Source organism: Kitasatospora sp. NPDC059973 (assembly GCF_042737525.1).
Lineage (GTDB): Bacteria > Actinomycetota > Actinomycetes > Streptomycetales > Streptomycetaceae > Kitasatospora.
Genome location: NZ_JBHWUI010000149.1, coordinates 1 through 19931, shown reverse-complemented (window position 1 = coordinate 19931; position 19931 = coordinate 1). Strand labels below are relative to the sequence as shown.

The 19931-nt window shown below is 72.1% G+C and carries 19 protein-coding genes; 18 read left to right on the top strand and 1 reads right to left on the bottom strand.

Features of this window, described 5'->3' with window-relative positions:
* The first annotated feature begins 120 nt into the window (after positions 1–120).
* From ACFWA9_RS30625 to ACFWA9_RS30605, 5 genes are all read left to right on the top strand, one after another.
* Positions 121–1227: an aminopeptidase P family protein gene (locus ACFWA9_RS30625; protein ID WP_329486784.1), complete on the top strand. Its 1107-nt coding sequence runs from the start codon at positions 121–123 to the stop codon at positions 1225–1227.
* A gap of 82 nt (positions 1228–1309) precedes the next feature.
* Positions 1310–1873, top strand: a complete 564-nt coding sequence (gene efp / locus ACFWA9_RS30620) for an elongation factor P (RefSeq protein WP_329486783.1) — start codon at positions 1310–1312, stop codon at positions 1871–1873.
* 4 nt (positions 1874–1877) lie between these two features.
* Positions 1878–2315, top strand: a complete 438-nt coding sequence (gene nusB, locus ACFWA9_RS30615; RefSeq protein ID WP_329486782.1) for a transcription antitermination factor NusB — start codon at positions 1878–1880, stop codon at positions 2313–2315.
* A 158-nt stretch (positions 2316–2473) separates the two neighbouring features.
* Positions 2474–3301, top strand: a complete 828-nt coding sequence (locus ACFWA9_RS30610; RefSeq protein ID WP_352290771.1) for a thioesterase family protein — start codon at positions 2474–2476, stop codon at positions 3299–3301.
* A 206-nt stretch (positions 3302–3507) separates the two neighbouring features.
* Positions 3508–4452, top strand: a complete 945-nt coding sequence (locus ACFWA9_RS30605) for a hypothetical protein (protein ID WP_380391301.1) — start codon at positions 3508–3510, stop codon at positions 4450–4452.
* 148 nt (positions 4453–4600) lie between these two features.
* On the opposite strand, the gene ACFWA9_RS30600 is transcribed toward ACFWA9_RS30605, so the two are convergent.
* Positions 4601–5104, bottom strand: coding sequence for a transcriptional regulator (locus ACFWA9_RS30600; protein WP_031072501.1), 504 nt, complete (start codon positions 5102–5104; stop codon positions 4601–4603).
* Between the two features lie 328 nt (positions 5105–5432).
* On the opposite strand from ACFWA9_RS30600, the gene pyrR reads away from it, so the two are divergent.
* From pyrR to metK, 13 genes are all read left to right on the top strand, one after another.
* Positions 5433–6080, top strand: coding sequence for a bifunctional pyr operon transcriptional regulator/uracil phosphoribosyltransferase PyrR (gene pyrR / locus ACFWA9_RS30595; protein ID WP_329486779.1), 648 nt, complete (start codon positions 5433–5435; stop codon positions 6078–6080).
* A gap of 5 nt (positions 6081–6085) precedes the next feature.
* A complete protein-coding gene (locus ACFWA9_RS30590; protein ID WP_380391298.1) occupies positions 6086–7066 on the top strand; it encodes an aspartate carbamoyltransferase catalytic subunit in 981 nt (326 codons plus the stop codon).
* A complete protein-coding gene (locus ACFWA9_RS30585) occupies positions 7063–8367 on the top strand; it encodes a dihydroorotase (protein ID WP_329486777.1) in 1305 nt (434 codons plus the stop codon). Before ACFWA9_RS30590 ends, ACFWA9_RS30585 begins: the two co-directional genes overlap by 4 nt.
* Positions 8364–8930 carry a hypothetical protein gene (locus ACFWA9_RS30580; protein WP_380391295.1) on the top strand — a complete coding sequence of 189 codons (567 nt, stop codon included), beginning with the start codon at positions 8364–8366 and terminating at the stop codon, positions 8928–8930. Before ACFWA9_RS30585 ends, ACFWA9_RS30580 begins: the two co-directional genes overlap by 4 nt.
* The gene (gene carA, locus ACFWA9_RS30575) at positions 8927–10117 is read left to right on the top strand and encodes a glutamine-hydrolyzing carbamoyl-phosphate synthase small subunit (protein ID WP_329486775.1); all 1191 of its coding nucleotides are present in this window, start codon (positions 8927–8929) and stop codon (positions 10115–10117) included. The genes ACFWA9_RS30580 and carA overlap by 4 nt, the downstream gene beginning before the upstream one ends.
* Positions 10110–13421, top strand: coding sequence for a carbamoyl-phosphate synthase large subunit (carB, locus tag ACFWA9_RS30570; protein WP_380391291.1), 3312 nt, complete (start codon positions 10110–10112; stop codon positions 13419–13421). Before carA ends, carB begins: the two co-directional genes overlap by 8 nt.
* A 115-nt stretch (positions 13422–13536) precedes the next feature.
* Positions 13537–14637 (top strand): quinone-dependent dihydroorotate dehydrogenase, encoded by a 1101-nt coding sequence (locus tag ACFWA9_RS30565; protein WP_352290774.1) that lies wholly within the window; start codon positions 13537–13539, stop codon positions 14635–14637.
* A 47-nt stretch (positions 14638–14684) separates the two neighbouring features.
* Complete coding sequence (gene pyrF, locus ACFWA9_RS30560) at positions 14685–15518, top strand: orotidine-5'-phosphate decarboxylase (RefSeq protein WP_352290775.1); 834 nt, start codon at positions 14685–14687, stop codon at positions 15516–15518.
* Between the two features lie 374 nt (positions 15519–15892).
* Positions 15893–16219: an integration host factor, actinobacterial type gene (gene mihF, locus ACFWA9_RS30555; protein ID WP_030056187.1), complete on the top strand. Its 327-nt coding sequence runs from the start codon at positions 15893–15895 to the stop codon at positions 16217–16219.
* 49 nt (positions 16220–16268) lie between these two features.
* A complete protein-coding gene (gmk, locus tag ACFWA9_RS30550; RefSeq protein ID WP_352290776.1) occupies positions 16269–16826 on the top strand; it encodes a guanylate kinase in 558 nt (185 codons plus the stop codon).
* A gap of 36 nt (positions 16827–16862) precedes the next feature.
* The gene (gene rpoZ, locus ACFWA9_RS30545; protein WP_030056185.1) at positions 16863–17129 is read left to right on the top strand and encodes a DNA-directed RNA polymerase subunit omega; all 267 of its coding nucleotides are present in this window, start codon (positions 16863–16865) and stop codon (positions 17127–17129) included.
* A gap of 152 nt (positions 17130–17281) precedes the next feature.
* Positions 17282–18517: a bifunctional phosphopantothenoylcysteine decarboxylase/phosphopantothenate--cysteine ligase CoaBC gene (gene coaBC / locus ACFWA9_RS30540; RefSeq protein ID WP_352290777.1), complete on the top strand. Its 1236-nt coding sequence runs from the start codon at positions 17282–17284 to the stop codon at positions 18515–18517.
* Positions 18518–18667: 150 nt separating this feature from the next.
* Entirely contained in the window at positions 18668–19876 is a 1209-nt protein-coding gene (gene metK, locus ACFWA9_RS30535; protein WP_329486768.1) for a methionine adenosyltransferase, read from the top strand.
* The last annotated feature ends 55 nt before the right edge of the window (positions 19877–19931 follow it).

Here is a 19931-nt window from a genome sequence, read left to right as displayed (position 1 = left end):
GTGCGGCGCCGGGGCCCGGCGCCGCACCGGCGGACCGGCCGGGTGTCCGACCAGGGCCGTCCTGGTCCGGTCGGATCCGCTCGGCGGGCGGATCGGGGTGGGGCTCCGTAGGCTCGACGCATGTCTGATGCGTACGCGGTCCGGCGGGAGCGTCTGAGGGAGCACGGCAGTGCGGCCGGGGCCGATGCGGCGCTGATCACCCGGGCGGCGAACGTGCGGTACCTGACCGGTTGCCCGCCGTGCGGCGCGACGCTGCTGCTCACCCGGGAGCGGGCGCTGCTGGCGCTGCCGGACGACCTGCCTCCGGACGACACCGGTGAGCACCTGATCGTCGAGGACGTCACCCGGGTGCCGGTGGCGGCGGGCGCCGACACCGCGCTGGCGGCCGCCGCGGCCGCGGCCCGGCTGGGGGTGGCCGACCTGGCGGTGGAGGAGCACGACCTGACCGTCGCCCGGCACCGCGCCGTGGCTGGTCTGGCGGAGGGCGTCCGGCTGGCCGACCTCGGCCGGGCGGTCGAACAGCTGCGGGTGATCAAGGACGAGCACGAGATCGCGGACCTGCGGATCGCCGCCGAGATCGCCGACCAGGCGCTCGGCGAACTGCTGGAGTCGATCCTGGTCGGCCGGACCGAGCGGCACCTGGCGATGGAGCTGGAACGCCGGATGATCGACCACGGTGCGGACCGGGCGGCCTTCCCGGTCTCGGTCGGCACCGGCAGCCACTCCGGCCAGCAGTCCCACCAGCCCACCGACCGACGGGTGGAGGAGGGTGACTTCCTCACCGTCGTCCTGGGTGCCCAGTACCGCGGGTACGGCGTCTCGACCGCCCGGACCTTCGTGATCGGCGCCGCCCCCGCGCCCTGGCAGGTCGAACTGCACCGCCTGGTGTTCCGGGCCCAGCGGGCCGGGCGGGAGGCGCTTGGTCCGGGCGTCGAACAGTACGTGCCCGACCAGGCCGCCCGGGAGATCCTCCACGCGGCCGGGCACACCGAGAGCTCGCCGCACCCCGTCGGTCACGGCATCGGGCTGGAGATCCGGGAGGCCCCGCGCCTCGGGCCGTCGGACATGGGTAAACTGGACAGCCGCGTGCCGGTCACCGTCGGTCCAGGGGTTCACCTCCCGGGCCGGGGCGGTGTCCGGATCGAGGACACGCTCGTGGTGCGCCCCCTCGAAGAGGGCGGGCCCGAGCTGCTCACCATCACCACCAAGGAGCTCCTCGCCCTGTGACCCGCGACCGCCCGAGGCGGCCGGGGGCGGCAGGACGCACCCCTTGGTTCCTTGACAGCTATATCCAGGAGTAAGTGCGCCCGTGGCTTCCACGAACGATCTCAAGAACGGCATGGTTCTCAAGCTGGAGGGCGGCAAGCTCTGGTCCGTCGTCGAGTTCCAGCACGTCAAGCCCGGTAAGGGCCCGGCCTTCGTGCGCACCAAGCTCAAGGAGGTCCTGACGGGCAAGGTCGTCGACAAGACCTTCAACGCCGGCACCAAGGTCGAGACCGCCAACGTCGACAAGCGTGGCATGCAGTTCTCGTACAAGGACGGCGAGAACTTCGTGTTCATGGACACGGACACCTACGACCAGACCACGATCGAGCCCGCCGTCGTCGGCGACGCCGCGAAGTACCTGCTGGAGGGCTTCGAGGCCCTGGTCGCCATGTACGAGGGTGCTCCCCTGTACATCGAGCTCCCTGCCTCGGTCGAGCTGACCATCTCCCACACCGAGCCGGGCGTCCAGGGCGACCGCTCCACCGGTGGCTCCAAGCCGGCCACCCTGGAGACCGGCGCCGAGATCGCCGTGCCGCTGTTCATCGTCACCGGTGAGAAGATCAAGGTCGACACCCGCGACGGCAGCTACCTCGGCCGGGTGAAGTAAGTCCGTGTCGGCCGCACGCAGCAAGGCCCGTACGCGAGCCTTCCAGATCCTCTTCGAGGCCGACCACCGCGGGGTCGACCCGCAGCGGGTCCTCGCCGACTGGGTGGCCCGTGCGCGGGAGCCCAAGCCGGACGAGGGCACCCCGCAGGTCGGTGAGTACACCATGGAGCTGATCGAGGGGTACGTCCAGCACGCCCGCCGGATCGACGACCTCATCTCCGAGTACGCGGTGGGCTGGACGCTCGACCGGATGCCGATCGTGGACCGCAACGTCCTGCGGCTCGGTGCGTACGAGCTGATCTGGGAGGACGGCGTCCCGGACGCGGTCGTCCTGGACGAGGCCGTCGAGATCGCCAAGGAGTTCTCCACGGACGACTCCCCGGCCTTCGTCAACGGCCTGCTCGCCCGCTTCCTGGAGCTCAAGCCGAGCATCCGCCGGTAGGCGGCACTCCGACGCACGGCCGCCGGACCCGACAGGGTCCGGCGGCCGTCGTGCGTTCGGGCCGGGTGGCGTATGTTGGGACCCTACTCGCCAGTAACCTGGTGCTCCGGTGACCCACGCGCACCGGTGACCCCGCAGCGAAGGGCAGGCCACCCCCCATGACCACGGCGATCCGCAGCGAGTTCGACCAGGGCATCGCCCTCACCAGGCACCCGGCCGAGCCGGGCCGCTACGACGGCGAACTGGGCGCCGGCTGGCAGATCGGCGGCGGCGTCAACGGCGGGCTGCTGCTCGCGATGGCGGGCCACGCCCTCTCGCTGGAGCACGGCGACCACGCCGACCCGGTCTCGATCAGCGGTTACTACCTCTCCGCCTCCCACCCCGGCCCGGCCACCGTCCGTACCGAGGTGCTCCGCACCGGCCGCTCGCTCTCCACCGGCACCGCCTCGCTCAGCCAGGACGGCGTGGAGCGGCTGCGCGTGGTGGCCACCCACGGCGACCTCGCCGACGCCGGCGGCGACGTGCGGACCACCGCCCAGCCGCCGCAGCTGCCGCCGCCGGACCAGTGCGTCGGCGTGGAGCACGCCCCCAAGCAGCTGATCGAGCAGGCCGCCCTCCTGGAGCGGTTCGACCTGCGGCTCGACCCGGCGACCATCGGCTGGGCGCTCGGGCAGCCCTCCGGCAACGGCCGGATCCAGGGCTGGTTCCGGCTCGCCGACGGCCGGGAGCCCGACCCGCTGCTGCTCCTGCTGGTCGCCGACGCGCTGCCGCCGGTCACCTTCGACCTCGGGATGCCCGGCTGGGCCCCCACCATCGAGCTGACCGTCCACCTGCGGGCGAAGCCGGTGCCCGGCTGGCTGCGCGTCACCCACGCCACCCGCAACGTGGCCGGCGGCTACTTCGAGGAGGACGCCGAGGTCTGGGACGAGTCCGGCCGGCTGGTCGCCCAGTCGCGTCAGCTCGCCCGGGTGCCGCGGCAGGCCTGACCGCCGCCGTCCCGCTGCCCGCCGCGCCCGGCTGCCCGCCGGGTGCGGCGCGGTCCTGCGGGTTGCGCCGACCGGGTGACGTGCCTCGCCTCACGGTCGGTTACATTCCTGTGACACGCCGTACGTGTGCGACACCCGGGGCTGGGGAGGACAACGGTCGGCGGCACCCCTGCCGCCGCCGACCGCCACCGCCCCAGGAGCCTCCGATGAGCCGCAACGGCCGCGCCCGCCGCACCCCCGACTGCTCCGCCGCCGGCCCCCGCCCCCGCGCGCGGCTGCGGCACGAGCGGCGCCGGGCGGACGGCGCGGGGCAGGCCTTCGTCATCGGGGTGCTGACCAGTGCCGCCGACTTCGAGCGCGCCGCCGCCTGGCGCCTCTGCGACGCCCCGGACTACGAGACCTACCTGCGGGACACCGCCGACCTGCTCGCCGAGGCCCGGCGCGGCTTCGACACCGTCCGGGCCCGGATGTTCCACCCGCAGGACTTCGAGGAGTTCTGCCTCCTGCACGGCCTCGACCCGGCCGAGCCGGGCGCCCGCGACCGCTACCTGGTCAATCCGCCGCTGCAGACCCAGCTCCTCGCCTACCAGGGCGAGGACCTCGCCGGGGACTTCCTGCCCCGGCTGGTCCGGGCCCGCGAGAACGGGCTGACGCTGCGCCACGCGGACCTGCTGCTGGACGGCGGGCTCTACGAGGAGCACGGCCGGGCCGTCCGGGAGGCCTACCAGCGCGGCGCCGAGGTGTTCCGGCGGATGCTGGTCGGCGCGGGCGGCGGGGTCTACGAGCTGCGCCTCGCGGTGGAGGCCCCCGGTGGCCGGCTGACGGCCGCGGCCCGGGTGCTCCAGTGGGAGGACGGCGTGGTGCGGATCAACGACGAGGACCTGGAGCTGGTCTGCGCGGTGCTCTGCGCGGGGCTGGCCCGGGAGCTGCCGGGGCTGGCGGTGCTGCACGGCACGCAGGGCTCGGCGGCGGCCTGCGGAGCCGGTGACGGGGCTGCCGGCCCCACCGGTGACGGAACCGCCGAGCGGGCCTTCCGCGGGGCGGCCTGGGCCTGGGCCAGCTCTGGCCAGGGCTGGGCGCCGACCGCGGCCGCGGTGCGGCTGGAGGGCGTGGCGGCCGAGCCCGGCTACAGCCTGGGCACGGTCCGCTGAGGCCGCCGGAGCGGCCCGGGCCGGCTTCGGTCCGGGGCGGGACGCGCGACGGCGCGGCCCCCGTTCCGGGGCACCGCGCCGTGACGTTTCTGCTTGGCCCTGCCCGTTCCTGCTGGTGGGAGGCGGTGGGAGCCGGTGGGGGCGAGCCTCAGCTCGCCTCCTCCTCGCGCACCGCACGGCGCGCGTCGGGGTTCAGCACGCCCCAGGAGATCAGCTGCTCGGTCAGGATCGACGGCGACTGGTCGTAGATCACGGCCAGCGTGCGCAGGTCGTCCTGGCGGATCGAGAGCACCTTGCCGTTGTAGTCACCGCGCTGGCTCTGGATGGTCGCCGCGTAGCGCTGCAGCGGACCGGCCTTCTCGGACGGGACCTGGGTCAGTCTCTCCAGGTCCAGCACGAGGCGCGGCGGCGGCTCGGCCGCACCACCGGGCGTACCGCCGGGCAGCAGCTCCTGGACCGGAACGCCGTAGAACTCCGCCAGCTCGGCCAGCCGCTGCACGGTGACCGCACGGTCACCGCGCTCGTACGAGCCGACGACGACTGCCTTCCAGCGCCCCTGGGACTTCTCCTCGACACCGTGCAGGGAGAGCCCCTGCTGAGTGCGGATCGCTCGGAGTTTTCCTCCGAGTTGCTTCGCGTAGTCGCTGGACATTGATCTCCCCGGACGAGATTGCTTCGCGTTCAGTGGTGGGTCACGGGCGATTGTCGACGTCGTTACCGGTGGGTTCGACGCCAGTCTCGTAACTCACTGTGAGGTTACGTAGAGTGAGGTAGCTGCGTCAAGCCGAATGGGGCAGTCGTGCGAATGGCCCGCGTCCGCGGTGCGTCGCGGACGTTAACCCGGTGAAGCGGAATGATGGACGCCGGTTTGCCCTCGGGCGCGCTGGTACGATGGCGGGAGCCCGCGCCGCGTCGGCGGGGGCTTTCCAGACATCCTTTAAGGCCCGTCCAGTGAGGCGGGGAAGGAGGTCCGCTTCGGCATGACCACACATCACGAACCGACGCCGCGCCCGCCGCACCAGGTGCTGGACGGCACGGACATCGCCCGGGTGATCACCCGGATAGCGCACGAGATCGTCGAGCGCGCCAAGGGCGCGGAGGACGTCGTGCTGCTCGGCATCCACACCAGGGGCGTGCACCTCGCCCGCCGGCTGCGCGACCGGCTGACCCAGATCACCGGCCGGGAGATCCCGTTCGGGACGCTGGACATCACCATGTACCGGGACGACCTGCGGCTGAAGCCCGCCCGGGCCCTGGAGCACACCGAGATCCCGGCCGGCGGCATCGACGGCAGGCTCGTCGTCCTGGTCGACGACGTGCTCTTCTCGGGCCGCACCATCCGCGCCGCGCTCGACGCGCTCAGCGACATCGGCCGCCCGCGCGCCGTCCAGCTCGCCGTCCTGGTCGACCGCGGCCACCGCGAGCTGCCGATCCGCGCCGACTACGTGGGCAAGAACCTCCCCACCTCGCTGCGCGAGGCCGTGCAGGTCCGCCTCGCGGACAGCGACGGCGTGGACGCCGTGCTGGTCGGCGACCGCGACCACGCGGACGCGTCGCGCCCCCCGCGCAGTGAGCGCAGCTCGCAGGCCCTGGCCGCCCGGCCGTCCGAACCGCACCTCCCGGAGTAACCCGCGTGAAGCGCCACCTCGTCTCCGCCGCCGACCTCACCCGCGACGACGCGCTGCTGATCCTGGACACCGCCGAGGAGCTGGCCCAGCTCTCCGGACGGGCCGTCAAGAAGCTGCCTACGCTCCGTGGCCGAACGGTCGTCAACCTCTTCTTCGAAGACTCCACCCGCACCAAGACCTCCTTCGAGGTCGCCGAGAAGCGGCTCTCCGCCGACGTCATCAACTTCTCCGCCAAGGGCTCCTCGGTCTCCAAGGGCGAGAGCCTCAAGGACACCGCGCTGACCCTCCAGGCGATGGGCGCCGACGCGGTCGTCATCCGGCACCACGCCTCCGGCGCGCCGGCCCGGCTGGCCCAGTCCGACTGGCTGCACGGCAGCGTCATCAACGCCGGCGACGGCACCCACGAGCACCCCACCCAGGCGCTGCTCGACGCCTTCACCATGCGCCGCCACCTCAACTCCGGCCTCGGCCGCGACCTCGCCGGCCGGCGGGTGACCATCGTCGGCGACATCCTGCACAGCCGGGTGGCCCGCTCCAACGTCCACCTGCTCACCACCCTCGGCGCCCAGGTCACCTTCGTGGCCCCGCCGACGCTGCTGCCGATCGGCATCGAGAACTGGCCCTGCGAGGTCAGCTACGACCTGGAGAGCGTGCTCCCCAAGACGGACGCGCTGATGATGCTCCGGGTGCAGCGCGAGCGGATGAACGCCGCCTTCTTCCCGACCGAGCGCGAGTACAGCCGCCGCTACGGCCTGGACGGCAGCCGGATGGCGCAGCTGCCCGAGCACGCCATCGTGATGCACCCCGGCCCGATGGTCCGCGGCATGGAGATCACCGCCGAGGTCGCCGACTCGCCGCGCTGCACCGTGGTCGAGCAGGTCGCCAACGGCGTCTCCGTCCGGATGGCCGTCCTGTACCTGCTGCTCGGCGGCGCCACGCTCGCCGACGCCGCCCCCCGCACCGACTCCGTGGAGACCGCTCAGTGACCACCTACCTGATCCGCAACGCCCAGATCCTCGGCGGCGCCCCGCAGGACCTCCACCTCGCCGACGGCGTGGTCAAGGAGATCGGCACCGGCCTGGCGGTCGAGGCGGACATCGAGATCGACGCCTCCGGCCTGATCGTCCTGCCGGGCCTGGTCGACCTGCACACCCACCTGCGCGAGCCCGGCCGCGAGGACGCCGAGACGGTGCTCACCGGCACCCGGGCCGCCGCGATGGGCGGCTTCACCGCCGTGCACGCGATGGCCAACACCTTCCCGGTGGCCGACACCGCCGGCGTGGTCGAGCAGGTCTGGCGGCTCGGCCAGGAGTCCGGCTTCTGCGACGTGCGCCCGGTCGGCGCCGTCACCGTCGGCCTGGAGGGCAAGAAGCTCGCCGAGCTGGGCGCGATGCACGACTCGGCCGCCGAGGTGCGGGTCTTCTCCGACGACGGCAAGTGCGTCGACGACGCGGTGATCATGCGCCGGGCGCTGGAGTACGTGAAGGCCTTCGACGGGGTCGTCGCCCAGCACGCCCAGGAGCCCCGCCTCACCGAGGGCGCCCAGATGAACGAGGGCCAGGTCTCCGGCGAGCTCGGGCTGGGCGGCTGGCCGGCCGTCGCCGAGGAGGCGATCATCGCCCGCGACGTGCTGCTCGCCGCGCACGTCGGCTCGCGCCTGCACGTCTGCCACGTCTCGACGGCCGGCTCGGTGGAGATCATCCGCTGGGCCAAGGCCAAGGGCTGGAACGTCACCGCCGAGGTCACCCCGCACCACCTGCTGCTCACCGACGAGCTGGTCCGCTCCTACGACCCGGTGTACAAGGTGAACCCGCCGCTGCGCACCGCGGCCGACGTCCAGGCGCTGCGCAAGGCGCTCGCGGACGGCACCATCGACGCCGTCGCGACGGACCACGCGCCGCACCCGTCCGAGGACAAGGACTGCGAGTGGGCCGTGGCCGCGATGGGCATGGTCGGCCTGGAGACGGCACTCTCGGTGGTGCAGCAGACCATGGTCGACACGGGCCTGCTGAACTGGGAGGGCGTCGCGGACCGGATGTCGCACCGACCGGCCCGGATCGGTCGCCTCACCGGCCACGGACGACCCGTCTCGGTCGGTGAGCCCGCCAACCTGGTGCTGTTCGATCCCGCGTACCGTGGTGCCGTGAACCCCGACAGCTTCGCCACCCGCAGTCGCAACACCCCCTACCGTGGCCTCGACCTGCCCGGCCGGGTGCACGCCACCTTCCTGCGCGGCACCGCCACGGTGCTCGCCGGCGAGCTGGTCGAGCAGGGCGGGCTCGCGTGAACGCCTTCACCGGGCTCGCCCAGGAGCAGGCCAGGGTCACCGACTGGCCCGGGTACATCGGCTGGGCCATCGGCCTGCTGCTGGTGATCGGGCTGGTCTACTGGCTGATGCGCCAGGGCTGGAACTGGCGGCGCACCCTGCAGTCCGGCATCCCGCCGCTGCCCGCCGTGCCGGCCCGGGCCGGCCGGACCATCCTGGAGACCAGCGGCCGGTACCACGGCACCACCACCGCCGGGAACTGGCTGGACCGGGTCGTCGCGCACGGCCTGGGCACCCGCAGCCGGGCCGACCTGACCCTCGGCGCGGACGGCCTGCTGGTGCAGCGCCCCGGCGACGTCGACTTCTGGATCCCGGCCGAGCAGCTGACCGGGGCCCGGACGGACTCCGGGATCGCCGGCAAGGTCGTGCCGTCCGGACTGCTCGTCGTCACCTGGACGCACGAGGGCACCGCGCTGGACTCCGGGTTCCGGGCCGACCACCCCGGCGAGCACGCCGCCTGGGTCGAGGCGATCGCCCACCTCGCAACACGTACGCAGACGAAGACGGAAGAGGCCGCTCAATGACCGCACCTGCCCCCACCACGCAGCGCCAACGGCGGGACCGCGTCCCCGCCGTGCTCGTCCTGGAGGACGGCCGGATCTTCCGTGGCCAGGCCTACGGCGCGATCGGCGAGACCTTCGGCGAGGCCGTCTTCAACACCGGCATGTCCGGCTACCAGGAGACCCTGACCGACCCGTCGTACCACCGCCAGGTGGTCGCGATGACCGCCCCGCAGATCGGCAACACCGGCTGGAACGACGAGGACGACGAGTCCCGCCGGATCTGGGTCGCCGGCTACATCGTGCGCGACCCCGCCCGGGTGACGTCCAACTGGCGCTCGCGCCGCCCGCTCGACGAGGAGCTCGTCAACCAGGGCGTCGTCGGCATCAGCGGCATCGACACCCGCGCCCTCACCCGCCACCTGCGCGAGCGCGGCGCGATGCGCTGCGGCATCTTCTCCGGCCCGGCGCTGGCGGACGACGCCGCGCTGCTGGCCCGGGTGCAGCAGTCGCCCGAGATGAAGGGCGCCGACCTCTGCCCCGAGGTCGCCACCACCGAGCCGTACGTGGTGCCCGCCGTCGGCGAGAAGAAGTTCACCGTCGCCGCGCTGGACCTCGGCATCAAGGCGATGACCCCGCAGCGGATGGCCGAGCGCGGCATCGAGGTGCACGTGCTGCCGGCGAACTCCACGCTGGAGGACATCTACGCCGTCGACCCGGACGGCGTCTTCTTCTCCAACGGCCCGGGCGACCCGGCCACCGCCGACCACCAGGTCGCCGTGGCGCAGGGCGTGCTGGAGCGCCGGACCCCGTTCTTCGGGATCTGCTTCGGCAACCAGATCCTCGGCCGGGCGCTGGGCTTCGGCACCTACAAGCTCAAGTACGGCCACCGCGGCATCAACCAGCCGGTGCAGGACCGCACCACCGGCAAGGTCGAGGTGACCGCGCACAACCACGGCTTCGCCGTGAACGCGCCGCTGGACAAGGTGAGCGACACGCCGTTCGGCCGGGTCGAGGTCTCCCACGTCTGCCTCAACGACGATGTGGTCGAGGGCCTCCAGGCACTGGACGTGCCCGCCTTCAGCGTGCAGTACCACCCGGAGGCGGCGGCCGGCCCGCACGACGCGGCGTACCTCTTCGACCGGTTCGTCGAGCTCATGCGAGGCGACGACAACGACAGTGTTGAGCTCATGGAGGGCCAGCGTGCCTAAGCGCACCGACATCAAGTCCGTCCTGGTCATCGGCTCCGGCCCGATCGTCATCGGCCAGGCCGCGGAGTTCGACTACTCGGGCACGCAGGCCTGCCGGGTGCTCAAGGCCGAGGGCCTGCGGGTCATCCTGGTCAACTCCAACCCGGCCACGATCATGACCGACCCGGAGATCGCCGACGCCACCTACGTCGAGCCGATCACCCCGGAGTTCGTCGAGAAGATCATCGCCAAGGAGCGCCCGGACGCCCTGCTGCCGACCCTGGGCGGGCAGACCGCGCTCAACACGGCGATCGCGTTGGACGCCAACGGCGTGCTGGCCAAGTACAACGTGGAGCTGATCGGCGCCAAGGTCGACTCGATCCACAAGGGCGAGGACCGCGAGCTCTTCAAGGGCGTCGTCGAGGCCGTCAACGCCAAGATCGGCCACGGCGAGTCCGCCCGCTCGGTGATCTGCCACACCATGGACGACGTGCTGGCCGGCGTCGACACGCTCGGCGGCTACCCGGTCGTGGTCCGCCCCTCCTTCACCATGGGCGGCGCCGGCTCGGGCTTCGCGCACAACGAGGAGGACCTGCGCCGCATCGCCGGCCAGGGCCTGACCCTCTCGCCGACCACCGAGGTGCTCCTGGAGGAGTCCATCCTCGGCTGGAAGGAGTACGAGCTGGAGCTGATGCGCGACAAGAACGACAACGTCGTGGTCGTCTGCTCGATCGAGAACTTCGACCCGATGGGCGTGCACACCGGTGACTCGATCACCGTCGCCCCGGCGATGACGCTGACCGACCGCGAGTACCAGATCCTGCGCGACATCGGCATCGCGGTCATCCGCGAGGTCGGCGTGGACACCGGCGGCTGCAACATCCAGTTCGCGGTCGACCCCGCGGACGGCCGGGTCATCGTCATCGAGATGAACCCGCGCGTCTCGCGCTCCTCGGCGCTGGCCTCGAAGGCGACCGGCTTCCCGATCGCCAAGATCGCGGCGAAGCTCGCCGTCGGCTACACCCTGGACGAGATCCCCAACGACATCACCGAGCAGACGCCGGCGTCGTTCGAGCCGACCCTCGACTACGTCGTGGTGAAGGTCCCGCGGTTCGCGTTCGAGAAGTTCCCGAGCGCCGACGCCACGCTGACCACCACCATGAAGTCGGTCGGCGAGGCCATGGCCATGGGCCGCAACTTCCCCGAGGCGCTCAACAAGGCGCTCCGCTCGCTGGAGAAGAAGGGCTCCCAGTTCACCTGGGCCGGCCCGGTCGGCGACAAGACCGCGCTGCTGGAGAAGGCCGTGGTCCCCACCGACGGCCGGATCAACACCGTCATGGAGGCCATCCGGGCCGGCGCCACCGCGGAGGAGGTGTTCGAGTACACCAAGATCGACCCGTGGTTCGTCGACCAGCTCTTCCTGCTGGACGAGATCGCCGACGAGCTGGCCGAGGCCGCCGAGCTCACCCCCGAGCTGCTGCGCCACGCCAAGCGGCACGGCTTCTCCGACCTGCAGATCGGTGAGATCCGCGGCCTGCGGACCGACGTGGTCCGCGAGGTCCGGCACGCGCTCGGCATCCGCCCGGTGTTCAAGACCGTCGACACCTGCGCCGCCGAGTTCGCCGCCAAGACCCCGTACTTCTACTCGTCCTACGACGAGGAGAACGAGGTCGCCCCGCGCACCAAGCCCGCGGTGATCATCCTCGGCTCGGGCCCGAACCGCATCGGCCAGGGCATCGAGTTCGACTACTCGTGCGTCCACGCCTCCTTCGCGCTGGCCGACGCCGGGTACGAGACCGTGATGGTCAACTGCAACCCGGAGACCGTCTCCACCGACTACGACACCTCCGACCGGCTCTACTTCGAGCCGCTCACCCTGGAGGACGTGCTGGAGATCGTCCACGCCGAGCAGCAGGCCGGACCGCTCGCGGGCGTGATCGTCCAGCTCGGCGGCCAGACCCCGCTCGGCCTGGCCCAGGCGCTCAAGGACAACGGCGTGCCGATCGTCGGCACCCAGCCCGAGGCGATCGACCTCGCCGAGGAGCGCGGCGCCTTCGGCCGCGTGCTGCGCGAGGCCGGCCTGCCCGCCCCCAAGCACGGCACCGCCTTCTCCTTCGAGGAGGCCAAGGCGATCGCCGACGAGATCGGCTACCCCGTGCTGGCCCGCCCGTCCTACGTGCTCGGCGGCCGCGGCATGGAGATCGTCTACGACGAGGCCTCGCTCGCCTCCTACCTGGAGCGGCACGCCGGTCTGATCTCCGAGCACCCGGTGCTGATCGACCGCTTCCTCGACGACGCGGTGGAGATCGACGTCGACGCGCTCTACGACGGCACCGAGCTCTACCTCGGCGGCGTCATGGAGCACATCGAGGAGGCCGGCATCCACTCCGGCGACTCCGCCTGCGCGCTGCCCCCGATCACCCTCGGCGGCTACGACATCAAGCGGCTGCGCACCTCCACCGAGGCGATCGCCCGCGGCGTCGGCGTCCGCGGCCTGATCAACATCCAGTTCGCCCTCTCCGGCGACATCCTGTACGTGCTGGAGGCCAACCCCCGCGCCTCCCGCACCGTGCCGTTCACCTCCAAGGCCACGGCGGTGCCGCTGGCCAAGGCCGCCGCCCGGATCTCGCTCGGCGCCACCGTCGCCGAGCTGCGCGCCGAGGGCCTGCTCCCGGCCGAGGGCGACGGCGGCACCCTGCCCGCCGACTGCCCGATCTCCGTCAAGGAGGCCGTGATGCCGTGGAGCCGCTTCCGCGACATCTACGGCCGCGGCGTGGACACCGTGCTCGGCCCGGAGATGCGCTCCACCGGCGAGGTCATGGGCATCGACAAGGTCTTCGGCACGGCGTACGCCAAGTCGCAGGCCGGTGCCTACGGCGCGCTGCCGACCAAGGGCAAGGTCTTCGTCTCCGTCGCCAACCGGGACAAGCGCAACCTGGTCTTCCCGGCCCGCGCGCTGGTCGGCCTCGGGTTCGAGCTGCTCGCCACCGCCGGCACCGCCGAGGTGCTGCAGCGCGGCGGCATCCCCGCCACCGTGGTGCGCAAGCACAGCGAGGGCGAGGGCCCGAACGGCGAGCGGACCATCGTCCAGCTGATCCACGACGGTGAGGTGGACCTCATCATCAACACGCCGTACGGCACCGGCGGCCGTCTCGACGGCTACGAGATCCGCACCGCCGCCGTCGCCCGTTCGGTGCCCTGCCTGACCACCGTCCAGGCGATGGGCGCCGCCGTCCAGGGCATCGACGCGCTGCTGCGCGACGAGGTCGGGGTGATGTCGCTCCAGGAGCACGCCCAGCTGATCAACGCCGGCCGCGCGAAGTAGCACCACCGCAGTGGGGGGCACCGACCGCCGGGTGCCCCCCACTGCCATGCCCACCCGTCGCCCGCCGCCGGCCCTCGCCCGACGGGCCGCGCCCGATCCTCAGTTGGGACCCGCTGTGTACAAGCTCCTGTTCGACCTCGTCTTCAAGAAGATGGACCCCGAGAAGGCCCACCACCTGGCCTTCTTCTGGGTCCGGCTGGCCTCCTCGGTGCCCGGCCTGCGCACCCTCGTCCGGCTGGTGCTGGCCCCGCGCGACCGGGCGCTGCGCACCACCGCCCTCGGCCTCGACCTGCCCGGCCCGTTCGGCCTGGCGGCCGGCTTCGACAAGAACGGCGTCGGCATCGACGGCCTGTCGATGCTCGGCTTCGACTACGTCGAGATCGGCACCGTCACCGGTGAGCCGCAGCCGGGCAACCCGGCGCCGCGGCTGTTCCGCCTGGTCGAGGACCGCGCGCTGATCAACCGGATGGGCTTCAACAACCAGGGCTCGGCCCGGGTCGCCGCCCGGCTGGCCGCACGCCCGCACACCAGCTCCACACCGGTCGTCGGCGTCAACATCGGCAAGACCAAGGTGGTCGAGGAGGCCGACGCGATCGCCGACTACGTGAAGTCCACCGAGCGGCTCGCCCAGTACGCCGACTACCTGGTGGTCAACGTCAGCTCGCCGAACACCCCGGGCCTGCGCAACCTCCAGGCCGTCTCGCACCTCGGCCCGCTGCTGGCCGCCGTCCGCGAGGCCGCCGACCGCTCCACCGCGCACCACGTGCCGCTGCTGGTCAAGATCGCCCCCGACCTGGCCGACGAGGACGTCGACGCGGTCGCCGACCTCGCCCTGGAGCTGGGCCTGGACGGCATCATCGCCACCAACACCACGATCGGCCGCGAGGGCCTGCGCGCGAGCGCCGCCCGGATCGAGGAGATCGGCATGGGCGGCCTCTCCGGCGCCCCGCTCAAGGCCCGCGCGCTGGAGGTGCTGCAGCGCCTGCGCGCCCGGACCGGGGGCCGGCTGACCCTGGTCTCGGTCGGCGGCATCGAGACCGCCGAGGACGCCTGGCAGCGCATCGTGCACGGCGCCGACCTGGTCCAGGGCTACAGCGCCTTCATCTACCAGGGCCCGTTCTGGTGCCGGCGCATCCACAAGGGCCTCTCCGCCCGCGTCCGGGCCGGCGGCTTCCGCGACCTGGCGGCCGCCGTCGGCAGCGCCAAGGCCTCCTGACCCCCGCCGGACCCCCTCACCCCCGTGCTACGCCCTGGAAGGACGTCATGACCCTCGCCCCCTTCGGTGCCCGCCTGCGGCACGCCCTCGACACCCGCGGCCAGCTCTGCGTGGGCATCGACCCGCACGCCTCCCTGCTCGCCGCCTGGGGGCTGGAGGACACCGTGGCGGGCCTGGAGACCTTCAGCCGCACCGTGGTCGAGGCCCTGGCCGACCGGGTGGCCGTGCTCAAGCCCCAGGCCGCCTTCTTCGAGCGGTTCGGCTCCCGGGGCGTCGCGGTGCTGGAGCGGTCCGTCGAGGAGGCCCGGGCGGCCGGCGCGCTCGTCCTGATGGACGCCAAGCGCGGCGACATCGGCTCCACCATGGCCGCGTACGCGGAGGCCTTCCTGGCGCCCGGCAGCCCGCTCTTCTCGGACGCCGTCACCGTCAGCCCGTACCTGGGCTTCGGCTCGCTGCGGCCGGCGCTCGACCTGGCGGCGGCAGGCGGCACCGGGGTGTTCGCGCTGGCCCTCACCTCCAACCCGGAGGGCGCCGAGGTGCAGCGCGCGACCGGCGCGGACGGCGAGCCGGTGGCGGCCGCAGTGCTGCGGCAGCTGGCCGCCGAGAACGCCGGCGCGGAGCCGCTCGGCTCGTTCGGCGCGGTGGTCGGCGCGACGCTGGCCGACGCGGGCGTCGACCTGGCGATCAACGGCCCGCTGCTGGCCCCGGGGATCGGCGCCCAGGGCGCCACGATGGCGGACCTGCCGCGGGTGTTCGGCGCCTCGGTGCGCAACGTGGTGCCGAGCGTCAGCCGCGACGTCCTGCGGCACGGCCCGTCGCCGGCGGCCCTGCGGGAGGCGGCGGACCGCTTCGTCCAGGAGTACGCGGACGCGGTGAAGTAGCGGGCGCCGCAGCGCTTTCGGGGGCACCCGAAGCGTCGCCGCGGAGGTGGCGTGATGTGCCGCGATGGCGTGACGGGGTGGCGCGGGGTCTCACGACTTGACGTGAGCGCCGTCACATCGGTGGTGCCAAAGGTCCGCAATCGCGGTCATTTTGCCCGGGAAAGTCCTGGTCGGCCTTGGCTGACCAGGACTTTTCGTGTTCTTTTCCTGACGTGGCGCCGCAATCCGGGTAGTGTCCGGCGATAGGTCATCGAAGAGCGGCGATTCCCGTTGCTCTCGCAGGTCAGAGCCGTGAGGTTCCCCTGCGGCCGGTGTCCTGGGAACCAAACCAGTCATAGCTCAATCCCTTCCTTCCACACCCTGAGGTGAACGGCGTGGCTCTTCCGCCCCTTACCCCTGAACAGCGCACCGCCGCGCTCGCCAAGGCCGCCGAGGCTCGCCGGGAGCGCGCCGAGGTCAAGAATCGGCTCAAGCACTCCGGCGCCTCCCTGCACGAGGTGATCAAGGCCGGCAAGGCCGACAACGACGTGATCGGCAAGATGAAGGTCTCCGCGCTCCTGGAGTCCCTCCCCGGTGTGGGCAAGGTCCGCGCCAAGCAGATCATGGAGCGCCTCGGCATCAGCGAGAGCCGTCGTGTCCGTGGCCTCGGCACGAACCAGATCGCCTCCCTGGAGCGGGAGTTCGGCGGCGGTGCCGCCTGACCGTGCCCCCGTGGTCCCGGGAGCGTCCGCGATCCGGGATAATCGGTGCATGAGTGAGCGTCCGCGGCTGACCGTGCTCTCCGGCCCCTCGGGGGTCGGCAAGAGCACGGTCGTCGCTCATATGAGGAAGCAGCACCCCGAAGTCTGGCTCTCGGTGTCGGCGACGACCCGCCACCCGAGGCCCGGCGAGCAGCACGGGGTCCAGTACCACTTCGTCGACAACGACGAGTTCGACAAGCTGATCGCCAACGGTGAGCTGCTGGAGTGGGCCGTGTTCGCGGGCAACCGCTACGGCACCCCGCGCCAGGCCGTACTGGAGAAGCTGGAAGCCGGCGTGCCGGTCCTGCTGGAGATCGACCTGCAGGGCGCCCGTCAGGTGCGCGAGTCGATGCCCGAGGCGCAGCTGGTCTTCCTGGCTCCGCCGAGCTGGGAGGAGCTGGTCCGCCGGCTCACCGGCCGGGGCACCGAGCCGCAGGACGTCATCGAGAAGCGGCTGGAGGCGGCCAAGGTCGAGCTGGCCGCCGAGACGGAGTTCGACACGAGCCTTGTCAACACCTCGGTCGAGCAGGTAGCGGCCGAACTGCTAGCCTTGCTCGGTGTAGTCTGACCTGTCTGTCTTTTCCACCTTTCGGAAGGTTTTCGCGTGTCCTCTTCCATGACCGCGCCCGAGGGCATCATCAACCCGCCGATCGACGAGCTGCTTGAGGCCACCGACTCCAAGTACAGCCTCGTGATCTACGCCGCCAAGCGCGCGCGCCAGATCAACGCGTACTACTCGCAGCTCGGTGAGGGCCTGCTGGAGTACGTCGGCCCGCTGGTGGACACCCACGTGCACGAGAAGCCGCTGTCGATCGCGCTGCGCGAGATCAACGCCGGCATGCTCACCGCCGAGGCGGTCGAGGCGGCCTGAGCCGGTCTCCCTGTCTGTTCTGTCGAAGGGCCCGTCGGATCCGTTCCGGCGGGCCCTTCGGCGTGCCCGAGGGCGGTGCGGGGTGCACCGTGCCGCCGGCCGGCGGGGGGTCGTAGGGTGAGCACGTCCCGAGCGAGGAGAGAGTGGGAAGCATGAGCGCGAGCACGGACCGGTCGGACGCACCGCGCGTCGTCCTCGGCGTCAGCGGCGGCATCGCCGCCTACAAGGCGTGCGAGGTGCTGCGGCGGTTCACCGAATCAGGCCACCAGGTGACCGTGGTGCCCACCGAGGCCGCGCTGCACTTCGTCGGCGAGGCCACCTGGGCCGCGCTCTCCGGCCGTCCCGCCGCCACCGAGACCTGGGAGCGGGTCCACGAGGTGCCGCACGTGCGGATCGGGCAGAGCGCCGACCTCGTCGTGGTCGCCCCCGCGACCGCCGACCTGATGGCCAAGGCGGCCCACGGGCTCGCCGACGACCTGCTCACCAACACCCTGCTGACCGCGCGCTGCCCGGTCGTCCTGGCGCCGGCGATGCACACCGAGATGTGGGAGCACCCTGCGACCCGGGAGAACGTGGCCACGCTGCGCCGCCGGGGCGTCGTGGTGCTGGAGCCCGCCGTCGGGCGGCTGACCGGCAAGGACACCGGCAAGGGGCGGCTGCCCGAGCCGTCCGCGATCTTCGACGCCTGCCGGGCGCTGCTGCGCCGGGGCGCGGCCGCGGCCGACCTGGCCGGCCGGCACGTGGTGGTCTCGGCCGGCGGTACCCGTGAGCCGCTGGACCCGGTGCGCTACCTCGGCAACCGGTCCTCCGGCAAGCAGGGCTACGCGCTGGCCGCGACCGCCGCGGCGCGCGGCGCCCGGGTGACGTTGCTCTCGGCCAACGCGGAGCTGCCCGACCCGGCCGGGGTCGACGTGGTGCACGTCTCGACCGCGCTGGAGCTGCGGGAGGCCGCGACGAAGGCGGCGGCGGACGCCGACGCGGTGGTGATGGCCGCCGCGGTGGCCGACTTCCGCCCGGCCGAGTACGCCAGCGGCAAGATCAAGAAGGTCGAGGGGGTCGAGCCGGCCCCGGTCGCGCTGGTCCGCAACCCGGACATCCTGGCCGAGCTCTCCGCCCACCGGCCCCGTTCGGGTCAACTGGTGGTGGGTTTCGCGGCGGAGACCGACGACGTGCTGGCGAACGGGCGCGCGAAGCTCGCCCGCAAGGGCTGCGACCTGCTGGTGGTGAACGAGGTCGGCAACGGCAAGGCGTTCGGCACGGACGTCAACGAGGCCGTGATTCTGGGCTCGGACGGCAGTGAGACGGGGGTGCCGGTGGGGCCGAAGGAGGCGCTCGCCGACGTGGTCTGGGACCTGGTCGCGAAGCGGTGGCAACCGGTCGCCGAGTGATCTCAAGAGGTGAGCAACCGGTCTCCTTTTCCGGAATCGAGTCCCGATAGCCGGTAGCTGACCGTTACACTCCAGGAATCAAGTCTTTCCGGATGTCCCCGGTCCGCCGGGGGCCTTCAGTCAGCAGCCGCTGCAACCCCAGGGAGCGCTGTGTCTCGCCGCCTGTTCACCTCGGAATCCGTGACCGAGGGACACCCCGACAAGATCGCTGACCAGATCAGCGACACCATCCTTGACGCTCTCCTGCGAGAGGACCCGACGTCCCGGGTCGCCGTGGAGACGCTCATCACCACCGGCCAGGTGCACGTGGCCGGCGAGGTGACCACCAAGGCTTACGCGCCGATCGCGCAGCTCGTCCGGGACAAGATCCTGGAGATCGGCTACGACAGCTCCAAGAAGGGCTTCGACGGCGCCTCCTGCGGCGTCTCGGTGTCCATCGGTGCCCAGTCGCCCGACATCGCACAGGGTGTCGACACGGCGTACGAGGCCCGGGTGGAAGGTGACGAGGACGACCTGGACAAGCAGGGCGCCGGTGACCAGGGCCTGATGTTCGGCTACGCGTCCGACGAGACGCCCGAGCTCATGCCGCTGCCGATCACCCTGGCGCACCGCCTCTCGCGTCGCCTCTCCGAGGTCCGCAAGAACGGGACGATCCCGTACCTGCGCCCCGACGGCAAGACCCAGGTCACCATCGAGTACGACGGCGACAAGGCCGTCCGCCTCGACACCGTGGTCGTCTCCTCGCAGCACGCGAGCGACATCGACCTCGACTCGCTGCTCACCCCGGACATCCGCGAGTTCGTCGTGGAGCCGGAGCTCAAGGCGCTCGCCGAGCAGGGCATCAAGCTCGTGACCGAGGGCTACCGCCTGCTGGTCAACCCGACCGGGCGCTTCGAGATCGGCGGCCCGATGGGCGACGCCGGCCTCACCGGCCGCAAGATCATCATCGACACCTACGGCGGCTTCGCCCGGCACGGCGGCGGCGCCTTCTCCGGCAAGGACCCGTCCAAGGTGGACCGCTCGGCCGCCTACGCGATGCGCTGGGTGGCGAAGAACATCGTCGCCGCCGGCCTCGCCAGCCGCGCCGAGGTGCAGGTCGCGTACGCGATCGGCAAGGCCGAGCCGGTCGGCCTCTTCGTGGAGACCTTCGGCACCGAGACCGTGCCGGTGCTCACCATCCAGAAGGCCGTCACCGACGTGTTCGACCTTCGCCCGGCCGCGATCATCCGCGACCTGGACCTGCTCCGCCCGATCTACTCGCAGACCGCCGCGTACGGCCACTTCGGCCGTGAGCTGCCGGACTTCACCTGGGAGCGGACCGACCGGGTCGAGCAGCTGAAGAAGGCCGTACAGGACTGACCCGCGGTCGGCCCGACCGATCGGACCGCAGGCGGCGGCCGCCCCGACACGGGGG